Source organism: Blautia hominis (assembly GCA_002270465.1).
Classification (GTDB): Bacteria; Bacillota; Clostridia; order Lachnospirales; family Lachnospiraceae; genus Blautia; species Blautia hominis.
In genome coordinates this window covers 348,769-371,870 of sequence record NQOF01000003.1, presented here as the reverse complement: position 1 = coordinate 371,870, position 23,102 = coordinate 348,769, and the positions used below count along the sequence as shown (strand labels likewise).

The window sequence follows — 23,102 nt, the reverse complement described above, 5'->3', positions numbered from 1 at the left end:
GATAGCTGCCACACTGAACAATAGTGCACAACAGCAATGCAGCAGAAACCATGTATCAAAAGCTCCCCTATAATGGCAGTTTAGGGGAATAGTAGTAATCCAAATTACCGCACCTATGGCAAATAGCATTGATGAAACCAAGTATTCCTTTTTCCTCTTCATAGTTTATCCTCCATTGCCGGCTCCGTCACCTCCGGGCAAGTGTGTTATCAGCTCTGCATCCGGTTCTTTGATCATATGTTGTTCTGCCCGATAAACCGGAAATAACCTTTCTGTATTCCGTAAACATGATACGTTTTATTTGGTTTCACTATAATATTCGTTTAATATTTCTGCTAAAATTTTCGGATTTTCTTCATTTACAATATGCCCCGTATTTTCAATGATCTTTAGTTTGGCATTTGGGATATTATCCGCTAAATAATATGCAGACTTCATGTTAGCACTATCTTTTTTTCCGCAAATCACAAGAGTAGGACATTTTATTCTATTGACGTTGTTGCTGAAATCTAATTCTTTCATAGAGTTTCCCAATATGAAAGTGTCTTTTTTATTAAATGCCATATTCTCAAACAATGATTTTGGCAAAAATCTAAAGATTATATTTTGAATACTAAACATTACTTTGGGAATTTTATGCGGAGTCCCGATTAAAACTAATGAATTTACTTTATCAGGGAAATCCAAAGTATAATTTAATGCCAATATACCTCCTAACGAAATACCACATAAGTTTATTTGTCCGTCATTATCATTACAATATTCAGCGAATAAAGAATATAAATTATTATAACTGGCCTCTTTTCCGTTAAGAATTGAGGATAAGTTTGGACACAAAATATCTTTATTGTTATTCATATATGAAACCGTTTCATTCCAACTTGTCGACATATGACCCGAACCATGTATAAAAATGTTTTTCATCTACATCTTCCTTTCAAATTCTGATTTTCCAGTTCGACCAACCGGAAGTTATCGCTTCCTTAACGCTTTCTGCCTGCACCTTCGGAAAATAAGGGGATTCCACTGCGAAAAAACTACGCCTATATTGTCCGTGCTGATATCATTTGACACAGAATATAATATCATTATATACTAGAAACCAAAGAATCAAAAGAAAGGATATTGCCATAAGTTAACACAATATTGTTCTCCGGAAAGGTGTACGATGATATATGAAATATGAATTACACAATGACCTTGATGCGGATTTTCCGCTTATTTTTGGATGCAGGGTACTCTCAGCCAGTCATCCTGACGCTGCGTATCTCCACTGGCACGACTGTATAGAGGTCGTCTATTGTGAATACGGGCAGGGCTGGGTGATTTCCGGCAGTGACCGCATTTTCGTGGAAGAGGGTGATATCGCCATTGTCAATTCCGGAGATATCCATGATGGGTTTACGGAATCCGAATGCCGCATGTATTCCCTTGATCTGGGGAGTGCGCTGTACAGCCCTCTGGGACTTGAGCCACATCTGTTTGTTTTTAAGAAAAAGATAAAGGATGCCCGAATGGAAGCATCCATCAAACGAATCATCGCGGAAATGGAAAGAAAGGATGCTTATTACAAACAGGCTGTGCAGACAGAAATCATTTCTATTGTCATCCTTTTGATGCGAGAGTACATTGATGATACAGCCGAACAGAAATCTACAGAGAATCAGCAGGTACAGGTGGTAAAAAAGATAATCTCGTATCTGCGTGTACATTTTCTTGAACACATTACCATCGATGAATTGTGTGCTGACACCGGATACAGTAAGTTTTATCTATGTCATACATTTAAAGAAATGACAGGCAATACTATTATTCAGTATGCAAATTTCCTCAAATGCCAGCATGCGAGAAGTCTGCTGCTGGAGGGAAATTACAGCATCAGTGAAAGCGCTGCTTTAAGCGGTTTCAAGAACGACTCCTATTTTTCCAAAACATATAAGGCTTTTTTTGGCAGACTTCCTTCAAATGATATGCTTAAAAGCTGAAAGCAAGACTTTATAGGCAATTACAGTGGATTGTTGGAATCCTACTACGCAGTTCTGACAAGAAAAAACCTCATGAAAAGCGTGACTTTAGGAAAACTACGCAGGTGTACCGGGGAAAAAGATAGAGCGCAGACAATCCTTTACTGATTGTCCGCGCTCCATTCGTTGCCGGTTAATATTTTCGTTGCTATGTCTCCGAACAGAATATCCTTGCAAGTGCTTTTTTCCTGTTATTCCATTACTATTTTAAAACAGTCACAATGCTCTGCATCACTTACTGCCACTTCTAATTTTGCGGTTAAAATAGTAATGCCAGTTGCATTTTTTTCAAAAGGAATGATTTCATTTGTCCTTAAAAGGCGTATTTCACGAACAGGATCTGAGATGGCTAATTCTATGCTTCTTGGTAAGCGGATAGAACCCTCACTATACTTATATAACATATAAATAGCGTTTGCCTTTTGTGTAAAGGCATAGGTTTCATTGGACTCTAAGGTTTCGCAAACAACGGTTTCATATATGGCTTCGCCGTTTATTTTAAGCCATTTTCCAAGTCCATATAAAGATTTCATACCTTCCTCCGGAAGATTACCATCCGGCTGCGGTGCTATATTCAGCGCCAGATTCCCGCCCTTCGCAACAATATCAATCAGCAGGTGGACAAGCTCATGTGCTGATTTATAGTGATCAGAATAAGAATATGAAAAACCTTCTCCAAGGCTGATGCAGCTTTCCCATGGAACAGGAATTGGCTTTTCCGGAACCATCTGTTCCGGAGTGATGAAGTTCTCATATTCTCCCGAAACAGTACGGTCACTTACAATCAAGTGTGGCTGCGTGGTGTTTCTTATGGTATTTACCACTTCCCCTAATCGGATATCCTGTTTTTTGATCTCCGGGTTCACCCAGCCTCCATCCAGCCAAAGGACATCAATCTTACCGTAATTAGACGTCAACTCCAGCATTTGCTTATGGGTATATTCAACAAATTTTTCCCAAAGTTCCGGGTACTCATCAATGTCATAGTTTACATTCCTGTCAACTGCATCTCCAAATTGCTTTGCCCAATAGTAGTCACTGTGCCAGTCCGGCTTTGAAAAATAGGCCGAAATAGCCATTCCTTTCTTTCTGAATTCCTCGAATACTCTACCAACAATATCCGCATTCGGATTTGTTGAATACGGGCAGGATGAATCTGTTATTTTATAATCCGTGGTCTTTGTATCAAACATGCAAAAGCCATCATGATGTTTCGTATTGAAGAGAAGATACTTAAAACCGCATTCCTCAGCAAATGCAGCCCATTTATCCGGCCTGAATTTGACTGGATTAAAGGTTTTATTGCAATCAATGTATTGCTGTTTAAATTCATCCATATCATCTGTCCAGTCAATGTCCTGCCGGCTCCAGCTTTCGTCTCCGTCTGAAAGTGGCCAGGACTCCACAATTCCCAATTGGCAGGCAGGCGCCCAATGTACCATAAAACCCAGTTTCAGACCCATAAAACGTGCCAGGTTTTCTTTAACTGCCTGCTCCTTTGGCGGGATATAATCTTTATGATCAGAATAAAGATGAACCCCATTATCAACAATTTCTTCCTGTAAATTTTCATCTTTTTTAATTTCTCCGGTAACGCCCATAATTCACGATTCTCCTCTTTTATATATAGTTGTGTTTAACACTAAATACGGTCTTCATATTTTGAAATTAAAGTACTGACTATCTCAAGTTCGTCTGGTTTTTCTGCTGAAAATTCCTTTGTCTGTGTCGTCCACGCAGTTTCCCAATCCGCTAATCTGTTATAGAACGCATTCGCCCGCCATGCCTGCCGTTCAAAAATCTGGGGAAGATCATCCTCCACATATTCCTCATCATTTTCCAGACAGCGGGCAAGCATTTCAAAAAATTTGCTCCATCTTTGTTTGTAAAATGATTCAATCATTCCCGACCATTCTTTCCACGCATAGTCAAAAATATGAGTTCGATCCGTGGTCCCCCACAGAGTAAGAAGCACACTTGCATTCCATTCGTAATAATGTTTTTCTTCTGAAGTCTCTCCCCAGCTGCGCGCATCCCCAATCCACTTATCCAACCGGAATTCAGACCGTGATGACAGCAGTATATCCATATCAGAAAGTAATTCCAGAAAAGACTCTGACTCTGCCCTAAAAGCTTCTGCATCTCTGTTTAAAAAAGCATCTGCAACCTTTGTATACAAAGCTTGTCCATAATTACTCAGTACCTGGCGTAAAATATCAACCACATCATACCGTGCACCGTCTGCATTCACCTTAGCAGCCATAAGTAGCTTTAATGCTGTAAATAGTCTTTTATTTCCATAAGGATAGTGAAATCCATCATTAGGACCGGATTTTTTAACCCGGACTGCAGGTCTTGCAGCAACAATAGAGCTTTTTTCCACTCCGTTTGTACCAGGCATATAAACAGTTTTTAACAGGATCTCTCCCGCTTTGCGCACCTCTGCCGAGTCAACTCCGGTACGGCGCAGCATATACTTATCCATCCATTCTGACAGATCCACTGTCCCATTACCCGTCAGCTGGGTAAACGCCAAATCATAATATGCAGGATTTTGTCCGATCGCTTCCATAAACAATCCCGTTCCACATACATTTGGCGCAATTTTGGACACTGTTTTATAAGGATTAGATGCCAGCATCTTTAAATCCCCATGCAGGTTTGTTCTGCCGCCAAAATTATGAAGCGTACCGGTAACAAACGGATACCCCCAGAAATTATCAGTTTCCGTATGCTTCTCTCCGCATAAGTCTAAAATGAGAAGGTGCTTTTTATCCATTCTTGACACAATATCACGACGTATTGACCAGGATTGTGCAACCCAAACACCATCTGGATCAAAGTTTGTCAGTAAATTTTTAACGGAATCACCAACTGCTTCCAAATATTCTGTGGTGTTCAGCGGCGGCTCACTCTCATGAAATGGATCGATCGCATAGAACCCGTCTGTATCAAATAACTCTTTCTGTTTCTGTAAAAAGAGAGTGCCCAATTTTTCAAAAAGAGGGTCTGTAGGATCAAGCTGCCCTGTGGCAGGCAGGCCAAACCACTCTTCCTTTTTCATAATATTTGCATCCGGATACTTTTCTTTTAAAAGCAAAGGAACAAAGCCTGAAAATCCCTGTTGTATGGGCTGCATTCCCAAACTCCGCTCACGCTCTATTATTTTTTGCCCCAGAGCCACATGGGATTCTATCCATTTTGTTGGAAGAGGACCGCAGAATCCTTCAATATTTGTCATCCACTGCCATGCCAAGAATGCCGGGCTACATAAAAATTCACGTGCTTCTTCATCCGTAAATCCAAACTCGATCAGCGTATCACGCCAAACACCTTCTATCCCAACGACACTTAAGGGCATATTAATACCGTTTAATGCCATAAAATCGATTTCCTTCTCCCACCGCTCCCAGTTCCACCATGATGCGGAGTAGTTAAAGGTACAATAATTCATATAAACCCGGTATTTCTGTTCGATCACAGTTCTGAAACACTTGGCTACAGGGGGGAGCAGCGGCGGCAATTCCATCCGGCTTCCACACCAAGAAAGATTACAATTTGCAACTTGTTTCAGATACCACCCCAGTCCCACAGCCATGCTTATGTAGTTATTACCCCTGATCACTAATTTTCCCTCAAGCGTATCTACTTCATAGACATCCTGTTCTCCAACAGCTTGTATCTTTTCAAAGTTTATTTGTTCCCAGTGTTTCGGCAGAACACGTTTTGCTAAATTTTGTATTGCATCCATTTCTTCAATCTCCTGTTTTCAACTTTATCCGGTTCCATTATTCTTTGGTTATTATTTTACGGTCTATTTCTTTTTAGATATTTAATGGGTGACTCTCCTACACTTTTTGAAAAGAGGCGTGAAAAGTGTTCTACGCTTGAATAACCAACCCGGGCTGCCGTCTCGTTTATTCGTAATGAGGAATTTGCCAAAATCTCTTTTGCCCTCTCAATTCTGATTTGGTTGAGATAATCTTTAAAATGCATGCCCATTTTTTCTGCAAAGCAATTGCTGATACTTCTCTGATTTACATGGAGGTCATCCGCCACATCTTGAATGGTCAAATTCGGGTTGTGATAATGCATATGTATATATGCCTGAATGGCATCGGATAACGGAATATTCATCTGATCATTCAATTTCAAACTTAGTTCATAAATTTTATTGCTGCACAGCTCTTTTAATTCCGCATAGTCAGTTGCTGATAAGATCAGTCCTGTAAGGGCTAAAATGTTTTCCGTTGCCATACTGCCAAATTTCTTATCAATCACCCGATGGAGCTCCCCAAAAAAACTCACCAGATTTTCTTTTATCAGACTTGGTGTGGTCTCTTCTTTACTAATAATACAAAAGAGATGGTCTATCCCATTTGATAATTCATGTATGGATACACTTTCCATTAATTTAGATGTCATTTCCATCAAGCGCTTATAGGCTGCCAAATATTCCCTATTTGAAGTATTCTTGTATTGAAAATAAGCCTCACGTGGGTGATAAAATCCGGCATCTAAGGATTGTTTTGCCTGATCATACAGTTCATTTAAGTTTTTATACCCCAAGCAGTTACTGGAACCAACGATGAGGATCTGATCTGCCTCCGGATCACTATGTATTTTTTGTACCAGGAAATCACAGATATTTGAAACCTGCTCTGCATCTTCTCCAAAACAAAGGATAATGATCTTCCAGTCAAAGAATCCGAATACAAAATGTGCTGCATTTTCCCGAAGTATAAAAAGCAGTTCAGACACCAGAACCGTCTTTACATTATCCTCCAGTGTTATGGTCATCATCCTAAATACACACTGCTCTAAATAGGCTTGTTCATGATTGATTTTCTGCAAGAGCTGTTCCGTTGGATATTTTGATCCAGCTATAGGATTACGCAGTTCCACTTTGGATTTGAGTTTACTCAAAAGTTTGTCCAGAACCTTTTCATTATCAATGTCAATCTTTAGTATGTAATCCTCTACCCCATTTTTAAAACTTTCCCTGACCAGGTTAAAATCACTATATGAACTGATCACCACAAACAATAAATCGGGCAGAAACTCGTGCAGCCGTTCTATTAGTTCCAACCCTCCCATATGAGGCATTTTAACATCTGTAAAAACGATATCTACATCGTGCTTTTTCAAAAAATCTATTGCAGCAAAACCATCATAAGCACACCCTACCACACGCATATTATATTTCTTCCAGTCTATTGTTCTCCTTAAGATCTCAATAATCATGGGTTCATCATCTACAATTAATACATCGATCATTGGTCTGCCTCCTGTTTTACAATGCAGGGAAGGTTAATATTTACCACAGAGCCCTCATTTTTCTTGCTGAATATTTTGATTCCGTAGTCATCACCGCACAACAATTGTATCTTTTTATGCACTGCTTTTATTCCCAGATTAGTCAGATGTTCACTCTTTTTTTGTTCTCCTGTCTGCATGAAATTAATAAGACTGTCTTCGCAAAATCCCACTCCATTGTCCTTGATCTGCAGAAGGATTCCCTCTTCTTTTCTACTCCCCAAAATGGTGATTTCACCACCCTTTTCACTTGGATAGATACCATGAAAGATACAGTTTTCAACCAATGGCTGCAGTATAAAATTGGGGATCAACAAATCTTTTATATCCGGTTCAATCTCTATGGTAAAACGGATATTGCCCTTATAAACAACATTTTGGATCAGCATATAATACTCTACATTTTCAATCTCTTCACTTAACGAAATCATATTTCCATCCCGGCCGACTGTACTGCGTAACAGCTTAACTAACGCTGAAATAAGTTGGCTGATTTGATCCTGATGGTTTAAAATGGAGATATACTTAATATTTGTAAGCGTATTATATAAAAAATGCGGATTAATCTGTGCCTGCAGTTTCTCAAGGGTTATACTTTCGCATTTTTCAACCAATTTTACAATCTCCGCTTCCCCATCCGCTGACTTCTTGGAAAGGGACATGATAGTATCGCTAATCTGCTTTAATTCATAGCAGTCACTATCTGTTCCATTGATCACATCACCTTTTTCTCCTCCTTTAGTAATAGCCTCAATAGGTTTGTATAATTTACGGTTAATATAGCGAATAAATACCGTGAACAGTATAATACAGATGATCCCTAAAAAAATTACAGTTATCTGCTGCTTCAACAGTTGTGCACGAACCGTTGAAAAAGAGATACAGCTAAACACGCAGAGTTTCATTTTTTCCTTTGCAGATGCGATATAGACAATCTTTTTATTTGATTTTTCCGCCTCGAGATACCCCTCTTGTTCCAAAGCAGCACGCTTAGTGTTTAGGAACTCTGCAAACTCATCCTTATTTGGTGCATCAGAATAGAGCACAGTATTATCATTTTTAGCAACATAAATATCTGTGGTATCACTTAGGCGGCTCTGCAAGGGTTGAAATAATTCCTCCACACTGTAGGTAGTGAAAAGAGTGCCCAGAAATTGCAGGCTCTTGGGATGTATCATCATCTTCCCCAGCACTAAAACATCCTTATTCTCATCATTCTTTGCGATTCCTATAATGACACTTTTTCCATTCTCCTTCTGTGCAGCGGGACACCATTCTTTCAAAACAATATCACTCATAAACTGTTTTGACACAAAAGAATTTGTATAAAAATCCCCTTCTTTTGTCACTAAAATAACGGATTCCATCTTCAAATCGCTATTATCCGCATTAATGGAATCCATAAAATCATCAAGATATCGATAATCTGCTGCAAGCCTTGAATTGAAATTTTTAAAATCCGTTTCTTTTACTATCCTTTGAACCTCGCTATCCAGATAAATCTGTCTTGCATTCTGTTCCATTTGTTTCAGCTGCTTTTCCAGGACCAAATTCATTAATCCCACAACACTTTGCTGCTCTGCGATGATACGTTTATGAATGGTCTTTGCTGAATAATAGAATAAAATCCAGCCAAAGACCAACAACGGTATCACAAACAGAAGAATACAGGAACGTAATATAATTTGCTTCATGGTTAATGTTTTATCAGTTTTCATGATTCACCTCGCGTATATATGAAAAGGCAAATTATCGTTGCTATTCACGGCTGTTGCCCTGCGGGATGTTTTATACGCTTGTGCATGAGATTCCCGCAGCAGCCAGCGCGATATTTTGCCTATTCATATTAAATAATTGTCACGTTTTCATCCTAAAACCATTATACATTATTTACCATGAAAGTCGCATTTTAATTCCCTGTTTTACTGGATATTTTTGAATATTTCTTCGCCTTCTTCCAGAACTTCTTTTCCTCCGTTTGCAAGCCATTCTTCCACAAACTGATCAAATTCACTGATGGGACGTTCCCCTGTGATAAAGTCAAGGTAAGCATTCTGATATATTTTGTTTATTGTTTCACTTTTTTCATTATAGACAGGACGATAATACGGGGCCAGCACATCATATTTTCCGGTACCCTTAGTCTCAGCATCTTTGCGTATATCCATATACTGTGGCTGTGTCATATACTTTGCCAGTAGATCATAGTCATTAAAACATCCGGGAAGCAGATACAGGTCAATACCAAATTCGTTACGTTTTTCTTGTGTATCATAGGGCGGGAGCCATGTACGGCCGTTCTCCTCGTCATATGTGTAAGTCTCTCCCTCTATACCGTAGTAAAGTAAATCCTGAACTTCACGGTCAAAGGATCCGTCAAACACTTCCAGATATTTTGCAAGTTTTTCCGGTTCATCTTCTAAATGTTTTCCGAATACAATAACCCCAATTATAGGATTTTGCTGAGTCATACCTGATTTGCCTTCCGGTCCTTTTGGAGGATTCGTAAGGGTAAAGGAGACTTCCGGATCTTTTTCATGAGCTGTTTCATAATAATCTCCTCCGAAAAAGGCTTCTTTTGGCGTAAAGTTCCACCATGCCCAAGACGCTGATGCAATTTCACTGTTAGCAAATTTCTCATTCATTTGCTCATGTTTTGTGATTATAAATTCAGGATCGATATAGCCTGCTTCGTACCAGCGGTTCAGCACTTCCAATGCCTGTTTTGCTTCCGGCTGAATGGGACCATATTTTAATTCTCCGTCCTCCTCATAATTACACAGGTAAGTTCCGAAGGCTCCGAATATGGCTCCAAAAGGTGTCATGCATTCAGCGCCCTCCACGGTTGCCCCTTCGGCGCCAAACGCAGGAATATTCAGCTTGTCCTTTATAGCCTTAAAGGCTGTTTCCATCTCATCAATCGTCTCCGGAGCTTTTTCAACGCCTGCGTCCTCCAGGAGATCCTGACGGTATCCCATAACATTACCGCTGGTTGCCAGAGTCCATAAGTTTAGCATGGCATAATTCTTTCCATCTTTCATAAATTGCTCCCACACATTTTCTCCCATGCCGCTCTCACGTTCTACCCATTCACAGTATCTGGGAGCATGTTCTTTCAGCATTTCTACCGGAATTTCCGCTAAGACTCCCTGATCCACCAGATTCCAATAATCGGTGACATTAAATTCAACCATATAATCAGGGGTATCGCCTGAAGCGATTTGCAGATTAACCCCTTCCTTTCCGGGACTTACATGATATTCAAATTTTACATCATATCTTTCTTCTAACATCTTGCGAACTTGCTGATCTTCCGTATACTTCTCGGGCCATGGGATAGCCAGATCCAATACCATAGAATCTCCCTCTTTTCCATCCGCTTTTGATGTTGATTTTGAATCGGATTCCGAATCCGATTTTCCGCCACAGCCGGATAACAGTCCGGCCGCCATGGATAAACCAAGCAACAAGCTTAACATTTTCTTTCCCTTTACCATTTTTCATTCCTCCTGCAAATTATTTTTTTATATTTCTTTGTATTTAGGCCTCCGGATCCATCCAGATTTCCTGAAGCACTTACCCCTTAACAGAACCTACCATAATTCCTTTTACAAAATATCTCTGTAAAAATGGGTAGGCGATCAGCATAGGCAAAATGGTAACCACAGTAATTGCAGCTTCCAACATTTTCGTAGACGGCATCACGCTTCCTGCCTGTATTTTGGACATCAATGCATTTATAGAACTCACGCTGTTTGCATTGTTCTCAATGGCTATCTTTCTTAATATCATCTGCACTACAGTCTTATCATTGTCCTGAATATACAGCATGGCATCATACCAGGAATTCCAGTGGCCAACTAAGATCCAAAGTGTAATAGTGGCAAGTATCGGCTTGGACAGCGGGATAATTATCTTATACCATATATAAAACCAGTTTGCCCCGTCAATCAGGGCAGCCTCTTCAAGACTTGCCGGAATCGAACGGAAAAAGTTACGGACGATAAAGATATTATAAGCTCCCAGCATGCCCGGCAAAACAAGTGCCCAAACCGTATTAAACAAATGCAGATCTTTTACCAGTAAGTATGTGGGAATTAAGCCACCACTGAATAGCATTGTAAATAATATGAAATTTGTAAAGAAATTTTGAAAAGGCAGATCCCTCTTTGAGAGAGGATATGCTGTCATTGCCGTGAACACAACGCTTAAAAACGTACCGATCAGGCAACGGATTATGGTATTCTTATATCCGGTCCATACTGCCTCATAATCCAATAAAACTTTATAGGCATTAAAGCTAATCTCATCCGGCCACAAGGCAAATCCGCCTCCGGCAGCCGTTTTACTAAGCGAAACAACCACTATGTACCAAAATGGATAAAAGGTAATTACTACGATCACTGCCATAAAAATGACATTAAAACAATTGAAAGCAATTTCTCCTTTGCTCTTTTTAATTTTGTTTTTCTTCTTTACCATAATGCATTTTCCTTTCCACCCACTTTTTTCACTATGAAATTCACGACAACAATCATGATCAACCCTATTGCGGATTTAAAAAGTCCAATTGCGGTAGATAAGCTATACTGCATATTTTTCAGACCCAGTCTATATACATATGTATCAATGATATCTGCCACCTCATATACAGATTCACTGTAAAGATTAAACACCTGGTCAAAGCCCCCGTTTAAGATTCCTGATAAGCTTAAAATCAGATTGATACAGATTACCGGAAAAATAGCCGGCAGGATAATGTAAAAAATATTTTGTATTTTGTTTGCACCATCCATCTTTGAGGCTTCAAACATCTCCTGATCAATACCTGCAATGGCTGCAAAGTATAACACGGATCCCCATCCAAAGCTCTTCCATACGTCGCTCAGAACCAATACTCCTCGAAAGTACTCCTTACTTCCCATAAACATAATCTTTTCCATGCCAAAGAATTCCAAGATACTATTAATTGGACCATTGATGGAAAGCAGTGAAAAGAAAATACCTCCCAAAATTACCCAAGACATGAAATGAGGAAGATATGCAAAGGTTTGTACTACTTTCTTAAAACGAGGAAAGACCATCTCATTTATAAGTATAGCAAAGATAATGGGTGCCGGGAATCCTACTATCAGTTTTGCAAAACTGATGATCAAAGTATTAAACACCGTTTTCCAGAAATATGGATCCCTAAATGCCTGTTCAAAATACCGTAAGCCCGCCCAAGGGCTTCCCAGGATTCCATCCGTAATATGAAAATCCTTGAATGCCAGTACAACCCCATACATAGGGCCATAACAAAATACGGTAAAATAAATGACACCGGGTATCATCATAAGTAACAGTACTTTATTGCTTTTAATGGATTTCCATAATGTTTTTTGTGCTAAAACGCTTTCTCCTTTTCCTTTCTTTTTTGGTAATAGACTCATTTATTTACCCCCTTTCTATGCTTCATATTATAAATAAACTCTTATCTCTAATCCATGATATTTTATGCATATACCATGATATTTTCCGTTCTGATCCTTAAGGATCACTCTTTCGTTTCCTTGACCTTTTATAAAAAATAACTGAAATTTTAATAATATTTTCGTAACCTGGCCTTTTCGCAACTGTTACACATAAATCAAGGGTAAAAAGCTAGTATTTCAAGCTTTTTACCCCTTCATTCATATAGCATATTCCCTTTTACTTTTCTGCTGCTTCCTCCACCTCACTGGTCAAAATATCACCACCCAATTTGTGCCATTGCTCCACAAACTCATCAAAATAATCAACATTCTTTTCTCCGGTAATAATCTTGAAATACATTTCATCTTCCATCTCATCTAAAGACGGCAGAATATTGGCTGATGATTCTGTGGTATAATAATATGCTGCCGAAATAGGATTACACTCTTCATTCTGAAGAATATTACTGGCAAGGACCCGTGTATAATAACTCCATTGAAGTGCGTTACTCTTCTTCTCACCTGTTGCCCATTTCCGACAGTTTTCTATTTCCACCTTGTCATAATCTGTCAGGCCTGTATACGCTTCATATGAGCCGTTGTCCACATTATCTTTACATGCTTTTCCAAGCTTCGGAACGATATCATAATAATCAATAGTCCAAAGCCCCAAAGGTGTTACATATCCCCCGTTGCTATTGCCTATATCCTGAAGGATTTTATACCCTTCTCTATCTTTTCCCCTGCCGGCATCCAAGCTGGTACAGATTGCCTCCACCACTGCTTCATAATTTTCACATTTTTGATTTACTACAAATACATGAGAAAAAGGCGACAGTTCCACATAATTATACTTGCATTCACTATCCAGCGGACAATTTACCGGAATCCAGTCCTGCTGCAAAACAGCGGCATCATTAGGAAATGACCACCACGGGCCAAAGAAGGCACTTCCACTGCCTGATGTTATCGTACCAAGCGTCTCACCTGTTCCAATTCTGGCAGGAAATTGCTTGTCAATATATCCTTTTGTATACCATTTCTGAAGAATTTCCAGAGCATCCTTCATATTCTCTCCGATACTTCCATAATAAATATCGCCATTATCATCTTCCATCCACTGCTGAGGAAAAGCATTCATAGCATAAAAAATGGGATCAAGTCCATATACCCCGCCTACACTTGTACCACTAACAGGTTTTGTGGCATTAACCGTCAGACCAAAGGTATCATCTGCGTCATTGCCGTCGGGGTCGTCCTCTGTAAATGCCCGGAGAACTTCCTCCAGCGCTTCCATACTTTGCGGTGTCTCCAAACCCAGATTAGACAGCCAATCCGCCCGCAGCCACAGGATCTGCTGCTGATATCCCATGTTTCCGCTGGGTATTCCATACAACCTGCCATCAATCGTAACTGCATCATTATATCTGCCCCCGCTTGATTCATTATATTCTTTCAATAAATCAGACGCTTTACTGTTGTATGCATCCGTCACATCAGCTGCAATCCCATTGGCAACCAGCTGCCTGAATGTATCATAGTCAACCACCTCGAAAAAATCCGGCAGATTTCCTGCAGCAATATTCAATGACAGCTTATTCTGATAATCCTCATCCAAAGCACTCCAAGCCAGTGTAAGATCCAGATTTTTTTCGTTTTTTAAGTAATCTATAAAATCATTTTCTTCAGGTGTCTGTCCGCTCTTCACTCCTGACGATGCATTACTATTCATCATCTTTGCATATGTGAGCTTGACCGGCTCCTCTTTTTTATCTCTGGTATCAGTACCGCTCATGTTCCCCGTATCTGAGGAGCAGCCTGAAAGTAATACACCTGCTATAAGTATCGTTGCTATGATTTTTATCTTCATGATCAGAACTCTTTCTCTTTTCTATTAACAGCCCGTTGCCACCTCAAACCCAACCATTTCATAACCTGATGCATTTTCTTCTACTTGGATGGATATTCCATCCGTATCCTGTGAATATGTAAACTTCACCCGTTCATCAAGGGCGGTCACTGTCTTTCCCCCTTTTATATAAATCCTCCCAGGAAGTGCACCCTTTAACTCTGCGAAAACGTACAGCCTGTCATCTTTCGCTGTATAAAAAATATCCATTCCGTTTTGCTGCTCATTCTCCCGTTCACTGCATCTGGTGCCATAGATGCCTTCCCCATTATACTTCAGCCATCTGCCGATTGCCTGAAGCCGGCTTACCTGTTCCGCCGGAATCGTGCCATCCGCTTTTGGTCCAATATCTATGAGCAGATTTCCATTGTTGGATACTGTCTCTACCAACAGATGTACAAGCTCCGGGACTGTTATCATAGATTCTTCACGTTCTTCCGCATTATATCCAAAGGACATTCCCATTCCCCTGCAGAATTCCCATTTTTCCTTCTTGTTTCCTTCTCCGCTCAGATATTCTTTGGTTGTAAAATCATGGTACAATCCGTTAAATCTGTCATTCACTACACCGTCTTCCACAGTATTATAATAGTGTGCAAATAAGTTAGGCAGTGCATTTTCTCCTTGTTTCGGCCATCCCACATCATTCCAAAATACAGATGGCTTATAGGTGTCAATCAGCTCCCTGCTCTGCAGATAAGCATAATCCGCGTATGCTGAAGTAGGGTTATAAAAGCATCCCTGCGTATCCCCATATATGGGAGTATCTTCATATGTCCAATCCAGAAGCCCTGAATAATAGGTTCCCATCTTAATCCCATGCTTTTCAACTGCCCGTGTCAATTCACCTGTAATATCACGCTTTGGTCCTCTCATAACTGAGTTATAATCTGTATATTTGCTTGGAAAAAGACAAAAGCCATCATGCTGTTTTGTTACAAGCACCACATATTTTATGCCCGCATCCTCAAAAAGCTGTCCCCATTCTTCCGGTTCCCATTTTTCTGCTTTCCACATATCCACGAAGTTCTCATATGGAAAATCTTCCCCATATGTGGCTTTATGATGTTCATAGGTTGGTCCTTTTCCTACATTCACAGAATTAAAATACCACTCTGCATACGAATTATTACAGAACCATCCCTCATCGCCTGCCACCTCACCAAATTCCAAATTCGTGGGGGCATATGCCGGTACTGAGTATGGTCCCCAGCAAATCATAACACCAAATTTACAGTCTTCGTACCACTGCGGTACCTTATGTTCCTTCACAGATTCCCATGTCTGATAGTAATGTTTCTTCATATCCTGTCTCCTTTTTTCTAATTCTTCTATTATCCTTACTTTTTCTGTGCTGTCAGCCCTGAGACAACAACAAGTCCTTCTGCATATTTTTCAGCAATCGAAGCCAGATCCTCTACTGTGCTGCAGTCTAACAATGTACATTCCGCATACTTCCAGTATTGTCCCATTTTAATATACTTGTCTTTACATACATAGTTGAATGCACATAGTTCCCACCGCTCTATCACATCGATCAATTCTTTCCGGATATACTGCCCGATTTCCTCTATGTTTTCCTCCGCTGCAGTTGCCCCTGGTATGAGCGGAGTCCGTATCCACAGGCGGGAGTCCTTTTGTCTTCGGATCCTGTCCGCAATACTCTTCAAATTTTCCAATATAATTTTATTGCTTACCCCAGTATGCGCTTGATGCATTCCATCATTTATAAATTTTATATCGTACAGGAATGTATCCACAAACGGATAGACTTCATGGAGGACTTCCTGCCTTCCAAACCCAGAAGTATCCAAAGCCGTATTTATGCCTTCTTTCTTCAGCGTTCTTAAGAATTCCGGGAGAAATTCACTCTGTAACAATGGTTCTCCGCCAGATACGGTGACGCCTCCTGAAAAATCCTCGAAAAACATTCTGTCTTTGCAAGCCTCTTTTACAAGGGTGGAAACTTCCCAGGGGTTCCCCACTATCTGCATTGCCTTTGACGGACAGCCGGCTGCACAGGCAAAACACTTACGGCAGGCAGATTTGTCTGTCTTTATCCCGCTGTCATCTGCGGTCAGCGCCTTTACCGGACACGCTTTTATACATTCCATACAGCCGATACACTTTTTTGCATCCCACATCAGTTCCCTTCCGGGATAGATACTTTCCGGATTCTGGCACCATGTACAATGCAGGGGACACCCTTTTAAAAAAACAGTAGTCCGCATTCCAGGCCCATCATGTGTGGTTCCCCTATGTATGTCAAACACAAGTCCTTCGTTCATTGTGCCCTCCTGTCAAACACTTTCATAGTTAACCCGTTCCACGAACTCCTTTCTGAACTCATGGTCCATAACCACAAAATGTGCACTATATCCGGTCACCTTCACTACAATATCTGCATACTCCGGATTTTTTTCATCATCTACTGCTTTTTTTAACTTTTCCAGATCAACCACATTGAAATTGATCTGTATGCCGCCCTTCTTCATATATGCCTTTGAAAAATGCTCAATATAGGCGCCTCTATTTTCCTTTCCGTCAAAAAATTTCGGCTGCAGTTCTATCTGAAGAGAACCTCCCTGATATTCCCTGAACGGTACTTTCAGTAAGGAATTCGCTGTAGCAGTAATGCCTTCTTGATTCCTTCCATGCATGGGATTGCATCCATGGGCGATCGGTTCCTCAGCAAATCTTCCATCAGGCGTGGCTCCCAAAATCGGACCGGCATAAGTATGCCCCATGTATTGGAAGAGGGATGCCCGGAAATGGAAACCCTTGATATTTCTCTGCTCTTCCAGCGTATCATGGATATTCCGGGCTACCCTTACATACATTGCATCGACCCCATCCATGTCATTTCCGAATTTCTCCTGATTCAGCATGATCTGCCGCATCACTTCCCGGTCTTTCCAGTTCTCCCTGACCGCCTCATTCAGTTCCTTCATCGTATATCTTTTCTCTTCAAATATTACTCTTTTTATGGCATACATGGAATCCACCACGTTAGGCACACCAAGAACATTCACTGATGTAAATGCATTATGCGGTCCCCCGATAGATGTGACATCCAGCCCCTTCTGAATGGTATCTTTCATGCAAAGCGTCGTAACCATCTCCGGCCACACGCGGTCCTGCCATTTATAGACACGATTCTTGAACTCTGTAAATGCCTGTGCCGTTTTACCGACTTCCTGTGCATACAGATCCCAGAAATCTTCAAATGTCTCCGTATGCAGCTCTTCCGCCAGCTTCATTGCCCTCTGCATGGGGGCAATCAGAACAAAAGAATTTAAGTCATGGTCGCTGTATTCTGCACCTGCCGCGCAATACCATTGACAGCCGCTGTACGTTACATTGCAAGCATCCTCCTCACTGTACCCGCTGTACAGTTCGGAATCGCGCATGACATCATAGTTGACCAATGTAGGAACGCCGCAGCCATGTCTGGTCACAACATCGCATGCGTAGCTGTAATATTCCGGATCCATATCTTCATGCCACATCACCCCCAGATGATTATATCCTCCTAACATGTCATATGCCTCCAGCCCTATCCAGCTGACTTCGTTTGTTGCATCCCTGCCTTCTCTGTCCCTGCCGCCAAATGAAAAATAATTCCCTCCGTATTTCAGATACAGTTCTGCTAAGATATCCCTTGCCTTTTCCTTTGTTAATATCCCATCCTCTATGTCTTTTCTGTAGAAGCCGATCAGAAGCTGATCCAGCCTTCCATATCCGTTACCATGCCCATTGATCCGCTCCACGACCTGGAACAACTGGATCCACTGCACTGCCTGCTCAAAATTCTTAGGTGCACCTTTTGCAAGCTGCGCCATATTACCGGCAATCTGCAGGTACCGTGCTTGCTGCTCCTTGTCATTTTCCACCGCCGCAAGTTCTTCGGCACGTTTTGCATGACGCAAGGTAAAGCGTATGATGGCCTGTACCACAGTCTCCTGGGCCCTCAGATATTCATATCTCTTTTTGTTGCCATATTTCTCCCACTTTGCTTTGCTTTCCAATACCTCTTCCAGAAGTCCGCTCCAGCCTTTCTTTAACCCAATGCTTAAATCAGGACAGGTATGTGCAAGGCTGGTGCCGCCTGCCCCCATCTGACGTAAATCAAATCCAAGTTCTACCACTTCATCAGGATACACAAATCTTCTGGCCTCATCCAATTGCCAATGAAATTCTCCGACGATCGTCTCATCCGGATAAATCTCTGCCGGGCTGTGGTCCAGAAAAAAAGCATAGTCTTCGGCCCAGTTTGTAGCTGAATACTCAAATCCATTTACTTTGGAAGGCATCTCATCCAGATAGGGAAACGGGGTCCCCACATCGACACGGCAATTATGGTCTCCTAAATTAATCCTCTCATCATCCGAAAGAGCCAGTTCCCCCGTTGCAGGTGAGAACCCCGCGCTATGCCCGGACCAGTGATAGACCAGGAACTCTGCATTATCCACATAGACATTTCTTTTTCCGCTTTTGGATAGTTCCGTGCTTCTCTCCCAAAGCCTCTGTATCCGACTGTTTTTTTTGAAATCAGAATCAATCATTTCTCCAACGTTCTCCTCTATTTCTGTATTTTATTTAATTTTTTTTAGTATAGGAAGAATGACGTGATTTCTCAATGCACAAAACAGCTGTCTAATATGTAAAAATCCGTTTAACGGTTCGGGACTGCCCGCAAAATGTCCGTAGAGATTACGGATATGAAGAAAAAGAAGGCTCCCACAATGTATTCTGTCTGCCTTCTTTTCCTTTATCGCTGACTTTTATATTCATTTGGTGTCAGACCTGTATATTTCTTAAATACCTTGCTGAAATATAAAGGGTTTTTGCCATAACCGACTTGCTCTGCCACATCCTGCATCTTATTAACGCCTACAATACGAATCAGGAACTTTGCTTTTTCTATTCTTTTCCTGTTTAGAAAATTATTGAAGTTCTCACCTGTCTGACTGCTGAAAGTCTTTCCCACATAATCTTCACTTAAGAACACAACCTCCTCCGCAATTCTCTTCAGGCTGATGTCCGGATCATCCAAATGTCTCTCCACATAGCTGATGATCGCATCCACATAAGGTACCCTGTCTGCTTCAGGAAACAGGATTCCTAAAGTATCTTCAACAGAATCCGGAAGGCTCCTGCCTTCTGAGATATCATCCTGCAGCATCAGCAGTTTCTCCGGCTGAAGTTTTCCTTCGCAGATAACCTGGAGATAAAATCCAAGGCAAATCTGCTGAACAGCTGGAATTTCATTCTTCACGGATATATCATGGATCACCCTTTTAAACGCCTCACGGTCCTGCTTTTGATATGCCTTTTTTAGTGCATTAATCTGCTCTGTAACCTTTTTACTATTGAGTTTATCCGAAACTCCCACATACTTCCAGTCACCCTCCTCAAAGAGGAATGCCCCTTCCACACCGCTGCTCTCTTCTCTGATAATATTTAAGATCTCATCAGGCATGACCCATTCGCATTTACTTAAAGACAGCAAACGGTCTGCCTTCAAACTGAGCGATCTTAATAATGCACTGCATTCTTCCTTGTGGTTCCCATTTCCGCTGCCAACATAAAATCCGCCAATCACCTGATTCACTTTTAAAATAATAGAAGTAAAGATAAGATCTGTACTGCTGTTTTCATAAAAAGAACGATAAATCTCACCTGCACTGGTATTGTCCAGCCTGCCTTCTATCCCAATCCAGAGAAGACATTCGCCTTCCTCCAGCAGTTCTTCCACTGCCCTGACATACTTTATAGCACCATCACTTTCGATCAACGCCTGTATGCTCTGGCGGAACAGCAGCTGTTTTACATTTTTCAATACATATTTTTTATCCACATTTTGGATTGCCCTCCCAAGCGCTTCCTCTATATCGTATTCATCACAAGGCTTCAAAAGGTAGATTTCCACCCCTTCTTTCATTGCCGCCTGAGCCAATGAGAATTCTGCATAAGCTGAAAGGATTATAAACTCCGGAACCTTGACAAAAGCGCGGGAACGCCTTATAACGTCCAGGCCGCTGACAACCGGCATCTTCATATCTGTGACTACGATATCGGGTTCCAGTTCTTTGATTCCTTTCAATCCTTCTTCTCCATTCTTATACGCACCGATGACCTCTGCATTATATTCTTCCCAGCGTACCAACTGACGGATTCCTTCCAGCTCCATCACTTCATCATCAATTAAAATCACTTTATAAGTGTCCATCTTCACGCTCCTTTACATTTTCTCTTGGCAGATAAAAAGTAGCCCGTGTCCCGTTCCCGGTATTATGTACCTCGAAATAATACTCTGCCGTAAATAAAAGCTGCATCCTCTGCTGGATATTCACAAGCCCTATTCCGATCCCATCCACACTCAGCTTCTTAGGATCTTCTTTCGTCCTCAAAATTTCCTGCCGTATACCCGGACCGTTATCCTCGACATGGAGATAGAACGCCTCCGGTTCCATCTCCGTATAAATCTTGATAACACAAGTCTCCATCATCATCTCCAAAGCATATTTGATCGCGTTCTCTACCACATTCTGTACTGCCAGTTTGGGAAGTTTTTCCCCATACAGTTCCTCATTTATGTGATACTCTACCCGAAGCCGCTCCCGGTAACGGTAATTTTGGATCCTGACATAATGTCTGATAAAGACAAGTTCGTCGCCCAGCGTAATCAAGGCACTATTCTCCTCCAGGTTAAATCGCATCATCTTGCCCAGGGAATCTACGATTTCACCCAATTCTTTCTGATGGTTGATCTTGGCGCTCCAGCTAATAGTCTGTAGTGTATTAAATAAAAAATGAGGATTTAGCTGCTGTTGCAGCGATTTTAACTGTGCTTCTTTTAACAAAAGCTGTTTCACGTAATTTTCCTCTATCTGCCTCTGCAGTTCCAACAAAAGATGGTCAAAATTTTGATGAACATACCCAATCTCATCCTTCCGCTCCTGATATTGTGTTTCCGGCAGGAATTGTCCTTGGTTAAAGTCTTTGATCTTTTCTGCCATCCGGTTAAAATGTGTCATCATTACCTTAAACATATGGAGACTCGCTGCGGCAATCATCAGAACACCAACAACTATACAGATAGTAAACGCTGCTTTCAGATTTCTGACAGATCCTGTCACCTGGTTGATATTCAGAAAAGTCTTATAGCTCCAACCCATGCCCGAATTCTCAAAGCTTGTCACAAAATAGTCTATGCCTCTGTTACGGACTTTTTGATAATCAGCATTGTCAACCGACATCCGGGGAAAATCCGGCATACCTCTTGTATGATAAATCTCCCGATTTCCATTTAATATCTGCAGATACAACTGGTTTTCTGTACGCAGCTCCCGCTCAAATTGTTTCTGTATTATCGCTTCCAAGTTGATTTCAATTTGTACTACTCCCAAGTCGCTCTCTGACAAATTACCAATATAAGGGATCTTTCTTATCAGAGTCAGCGCTGCCTCCTGTTCTTTAAAAGGCATCCACATGACTGATGTATCTGTCTTGTGCATGATTTTCTTGTATCTCTTAGCTGTATCCTCATCCTCCGATGTAATGGCCCGACCTTCATTAAATGTCTCTGCTTTGCCATAAACTATGACAGATGTAATGTATGGATTCTGCCCTTTATATGTCTTGATCAAATGAAATACTTCCCGCTTCTGCCGAATCATCTCGTAATCCAGTGAATCAGTAATTCCAGATGTCTCCCCCATCACCAATCTGTCCTGTACCTCACCGTTAAAAGCAAGAAACTGAGATATATCATTGATATCCATCAGTTCCTTCTCGATATTTTCCGTTATGATATTCAGATTATTCTTCTGTATCTGATAAATCTTTTCTTCGTACTCACCACTGACATATAATGTGAAAATAAACAGAATAATTACGGATAAAAGAGAAACCGATACCAACAAAAACAAAAGCTTACTTTTTATACTGATGCCTGATAACCATTTTTTCATAGGTCCTCCCTATCCGCTAAGTTCTTAATACACTCTGTGAAAACTTCATAACTTTAGAATATCACTGCTTATTATATATAGCAAGTGTCTCGGATAATCCACCTTCCCGGATATTGGATGGTTTCTCCAACCAATTTTCCTCAATTTATCTCTTAAATCTTTCATTTTCTCTAACTATATCTTTTGTCCTTTTTCATAATAAAGTTAAAACTGTTATAAAAGCTGTTATAAGTATAAAAATAAAACGGCTCTGCCCCAATGGACAAAACCGTCTTGTTTTATGAAAAAAACCGGGCTTTTAGATTTTGGATTCTTTCCCAGCATCATGATTCACTCCATTATGTCTATAAAACAGAGTTGTTCTATTCAACTTTTTCAAATGCACCTTTTGAACAAAATTTCATGCATTTACCGCACCAGAACA

General features: G+C 40.8%; 15 protein-coding genes. 1 reads left to right on the top strand and 14 read right to left on the bottom strand.

What is annotated here, in order from left to right; all coding sequences use genetic code 11:
• Nucleotides 1-297 precede the first annotated feature (297 nt).
• Nucleotides 298-924, bottom strand: coding sequence for an alpha/beta fold hydrolase (locus CI595_RS12290; protein WP_095173557.1), 627 nt, complete (start codon nucleotides 922-924; stop codon nucleotides 298-300).
• Between the two features lie 251 nt (nucleotides 925-1,175).
• Between CI595_RS12290 and CI595_RS12285 the strand changes: the two genes are divergently transcribed.
• A complete protein-coding gene (locus CI595_RS12285) occupies nucleotides 1,176-1,985 on the top strand; it encodes a helix-turn-helix domain-containing protein (protein ID WP_095173556.1) in 810 nt (269 codons plus the stop codon).
• A 230-nt stretch (nucleotides 1,986-2,215) separates the two neighbouring features.
• Here the strand turns inward: CI595_RS12285 and CI595_RS12280 are convergent, their stop codons facing one another.
• The 13 genes from CI595_RS12280 to CI595_RS12220 form a co-directional block, all read right to left on the bottom strand.
• Complete coding sequence (locus CI595_RS12280; protein WP_095173555.1) at nucleotides 2,216-3,625, bottom strand: alpha-L-fucosidase; 1,410 nt, start codon at nucleotides 3,623-3,625, stop codon at nucleotides 2,216-2,218.
• Between the two features lie 41 nt (nucleotides 3,626-3,666).
• Complete coding sequence (locus CI595_RS12275; protein ID WP_095173554.1) at nucleotides 3,667-5,775, bottom strand: alpha-N-acetylglucosaminidase; 2,109 nt, start codon at nucleotides 5,773-5,775, stop codon at nucleotides 3,667-3,669.
• A 56-nt stretch (nucleotides 5,776-5,831) separates the two neighbouring features.
• Complete coding sequence (locus CI595_RS12270) at nucleotides 5,832-7,301, bottom strand: response regulator transcription factor (protein WP_095173553.1); 1,470 nt, start codon at nucleotides 7,299-7,301, stop codon at nucleotides 5,832-5,834.
• A complete protein-coding gene (locus tag CI595_RS12265) occupies nucleotides 7,298-9,058 on the bottom strand; it encodes a sensor histidine kinase (RefSeq protein WP_095173552.1) in 1,761 nt (586 codons plus the stop codon). Before CI595_RS12265 ends, CI595_RS12270 begins: the two co-directional genes overlap by 4 nt.
• A gap of 204 nt (nucleotides 9,059-9,262) precedes the next feature.
• Entirely contained in the window at nucleotides 9,263-10,837 is a 1,575-nt protein-coding gene (locus CI595_RS12260) for an extracellular solute-binding protein (protein ID WP_095173551.1), read from the bottom strand.
• A 79-nt stretch (nucleotides 10,838-10,916) separates the two neighbouring features.
• On the bottom strand, nucleotides 10,917-11,822 hold the full coding sequence (locus CI595_RS12255) for a carbohydrate ABC transporter permease (RefSeq protein WP_095173550.1): 906 nt from the start codon (nucleotides 11,820-11,822) through the stop codon (nucleotides 10,917-10,919).
• A complete protein-coding gene (locus CI595_RS12250; RefSeq protein WP_243135156.1) occupies nucleotides 11,816-12,496 on the bottom strand; it encodes an ABC transporter permease subunit in 681 nt (226 codons plus the stop codon). Before CI595_RS12250 ends, CI595_RS12255 begins: the two co-directional genes overlap by 7 nt.
• A gap of 535 nt (nucleotides 12,497-13,031) precedes the next feature.
• Nucleotides 13,032-14,663 (bottom strand): extracellular solute-binding protein, encoded by a 1,632-nt coding sequence (locus tag CI595_RS12245; protein WP_095173548.1) that lies wholly within the window; start codon nucleotides 14,661-14,663, stop codon nucleotides 13,032-13,034.
• A gap of 24 nt (nucleotides 14,664-14,687) precedes the next feature.
• A complete protein-coding gene (locus CI595_RS12240; RefSeq protein ID WP_095173547.1) occupies nucleotides 14,688-16,007 on the bottom strand; it encodes an alpha-L-fucosidase in 1,320 nt (439 codons plus the stop codon).
• Nucleotides 16,008-16,042: 35 nt separating this feature from the next.
• Nucleotides 16,043-16,990 carry a glycyl-radical enzyme activating protein gene (locus CI595_RS12235; RefSeq protein ID WP_095173546.1) on the bottom strand — a complete coding sequence of 316 codons (948 nt, stop codon included), beginning with the start codon at nucleotides 16,988-16,990 and terminating at the stop codon, nucleotides 16,043-16,045.
• A gap of 12 nt (nucleotides 16,991-17,002) precedes the next feature.
• A complete protein-coding gene (locus CI595_RS12230; protein ID WP_095173545.1) occupies nucleotides 17,003-19,267 on the bottom strand; it encodes a pyruvate formate lyase family protein in 2,265 nt (754 codons plus the stop codon).
• 206 nt (nucleotides 19,268-19,473) lie between these two features.
• Entirely contained in the window at nucleotides 19,474-20,934 is a 1,461-nt protein-coding gene (locus tag CI595_RS12225; RefSeq protein WP_095173544.1) for a response regulator transcription factor, read from the bottom strand.
• A complete protein-coding gene (locus CI595_RS12220) occupies nucleotides 20,921-22,678 on the bottom strand; it encodes a sensor histidine kinase (protein WP_095173543.1) in 1,758 nt (585 codons plus the stop codon). The genes CI595_RS12225 and CI595_RS12220 overlap by 14 nt, the downstream gene beginning before the upstream one ends.
• Nucleotides 22,679-23,102 lie beyond the last annotated feature (424 nt).

Bases quoted from the DNA above. Each gene is read 5' to 3' on its own strand.
- CI595_RS12255 (WP_095173550.1), bottom strand. From the start codon at position 11,822: ATGGTAAAGAAGAAAAACAAAATTAAAAAGAGCAAAGGAGAAATTGCT.
- CI595_RS12230 (WP_095173545.1), bottom strand. From the start codon at position 19,267: ATGATTGATTCTGATTTCAAAAAAAACAGTCGGATACAGAGGCTTTGG.
- CI595_RS12220 (WP_095173543.1), bottom strand. From the start codon at position 22,678: ATGAAAAAATGGTTATCAGGCATCAGTATAAAAAGTAAGCTTTTGTTT.
- CI595_RS12285 (WP_095173556.1), top strand. From the start codon at position 1,176: ATGAAATATGAATTACACAATGACCTTGATGCGGATTTTCCGCTTATT.
- CI595_RS12265 (WP_095173552.1), bottom strand. From the start codon at position 9,058: ATGAAAACTGATAAAACATTAACCATGAAGCAAATTATATTACGTTCC.
- CI595_RS12270 (WP_095173553.1), bottom strand. From the start codon at position 7,301: ATGATCGATGTATTAATTGTAGATGATGAACCCATGATTATTGAGATC.
- CI595_RS12235 (WP_095173546.1), bottom strand. From the start codon at position 16,990: ATGAACGAAGGACTTGTGTTTGACATACATAGGGGAACCACACATGAT.
- CI595_RS12290 (WP_095173557.1), bottom strand. From the start codon at position 924: ATGAAAAACATTTTTATACATGGTTCGGGTCATATGTCGACAAGTTGG.
- CI595_RS12225 (WP_095173544.1), bottom strand. From the start codon at position 20,934: ATGGACACTTATAAAGTGATTTTAATTGATGATGAAGTGATGGAGCTG.
- CI595_RS12275 (WP_095173554.1), bottom strand. From the start codon at position 5,775: ATGGATGCAATACAAAATTTAGCAAAACGTGTTCTGCCGAAACACTGG.
- CI595_RS12245 (WP_095173548.1), bottom strand. From the start codon at position 14,663: ATGAAGATAAAAATCATAGCAACGATACTTATAGCAGGTGTATTACTT.
- CI595_RS12280 (WP_095173555.1), bottom strand. From the start codon at position 3,625: ATGGGCGTTACCGGAGAAATTAAAAAAGATGAAAATTTACAGGAAGAA.
- CI595_RS12240 (WP_095173547.1), bottom strand. From the start codon at position 16,007: ATGAAGAAACATTACTATCAGACATGGGAATCTGTGAAGGAACATAAG.
- CI595_RS12260 (WP_095173551.1), bottom strand. From the start codon at position 10,837: ATGGTAAAGGGAAAGAAAATGTTAAGCTTGTTGCTTGGTTTATCCATG.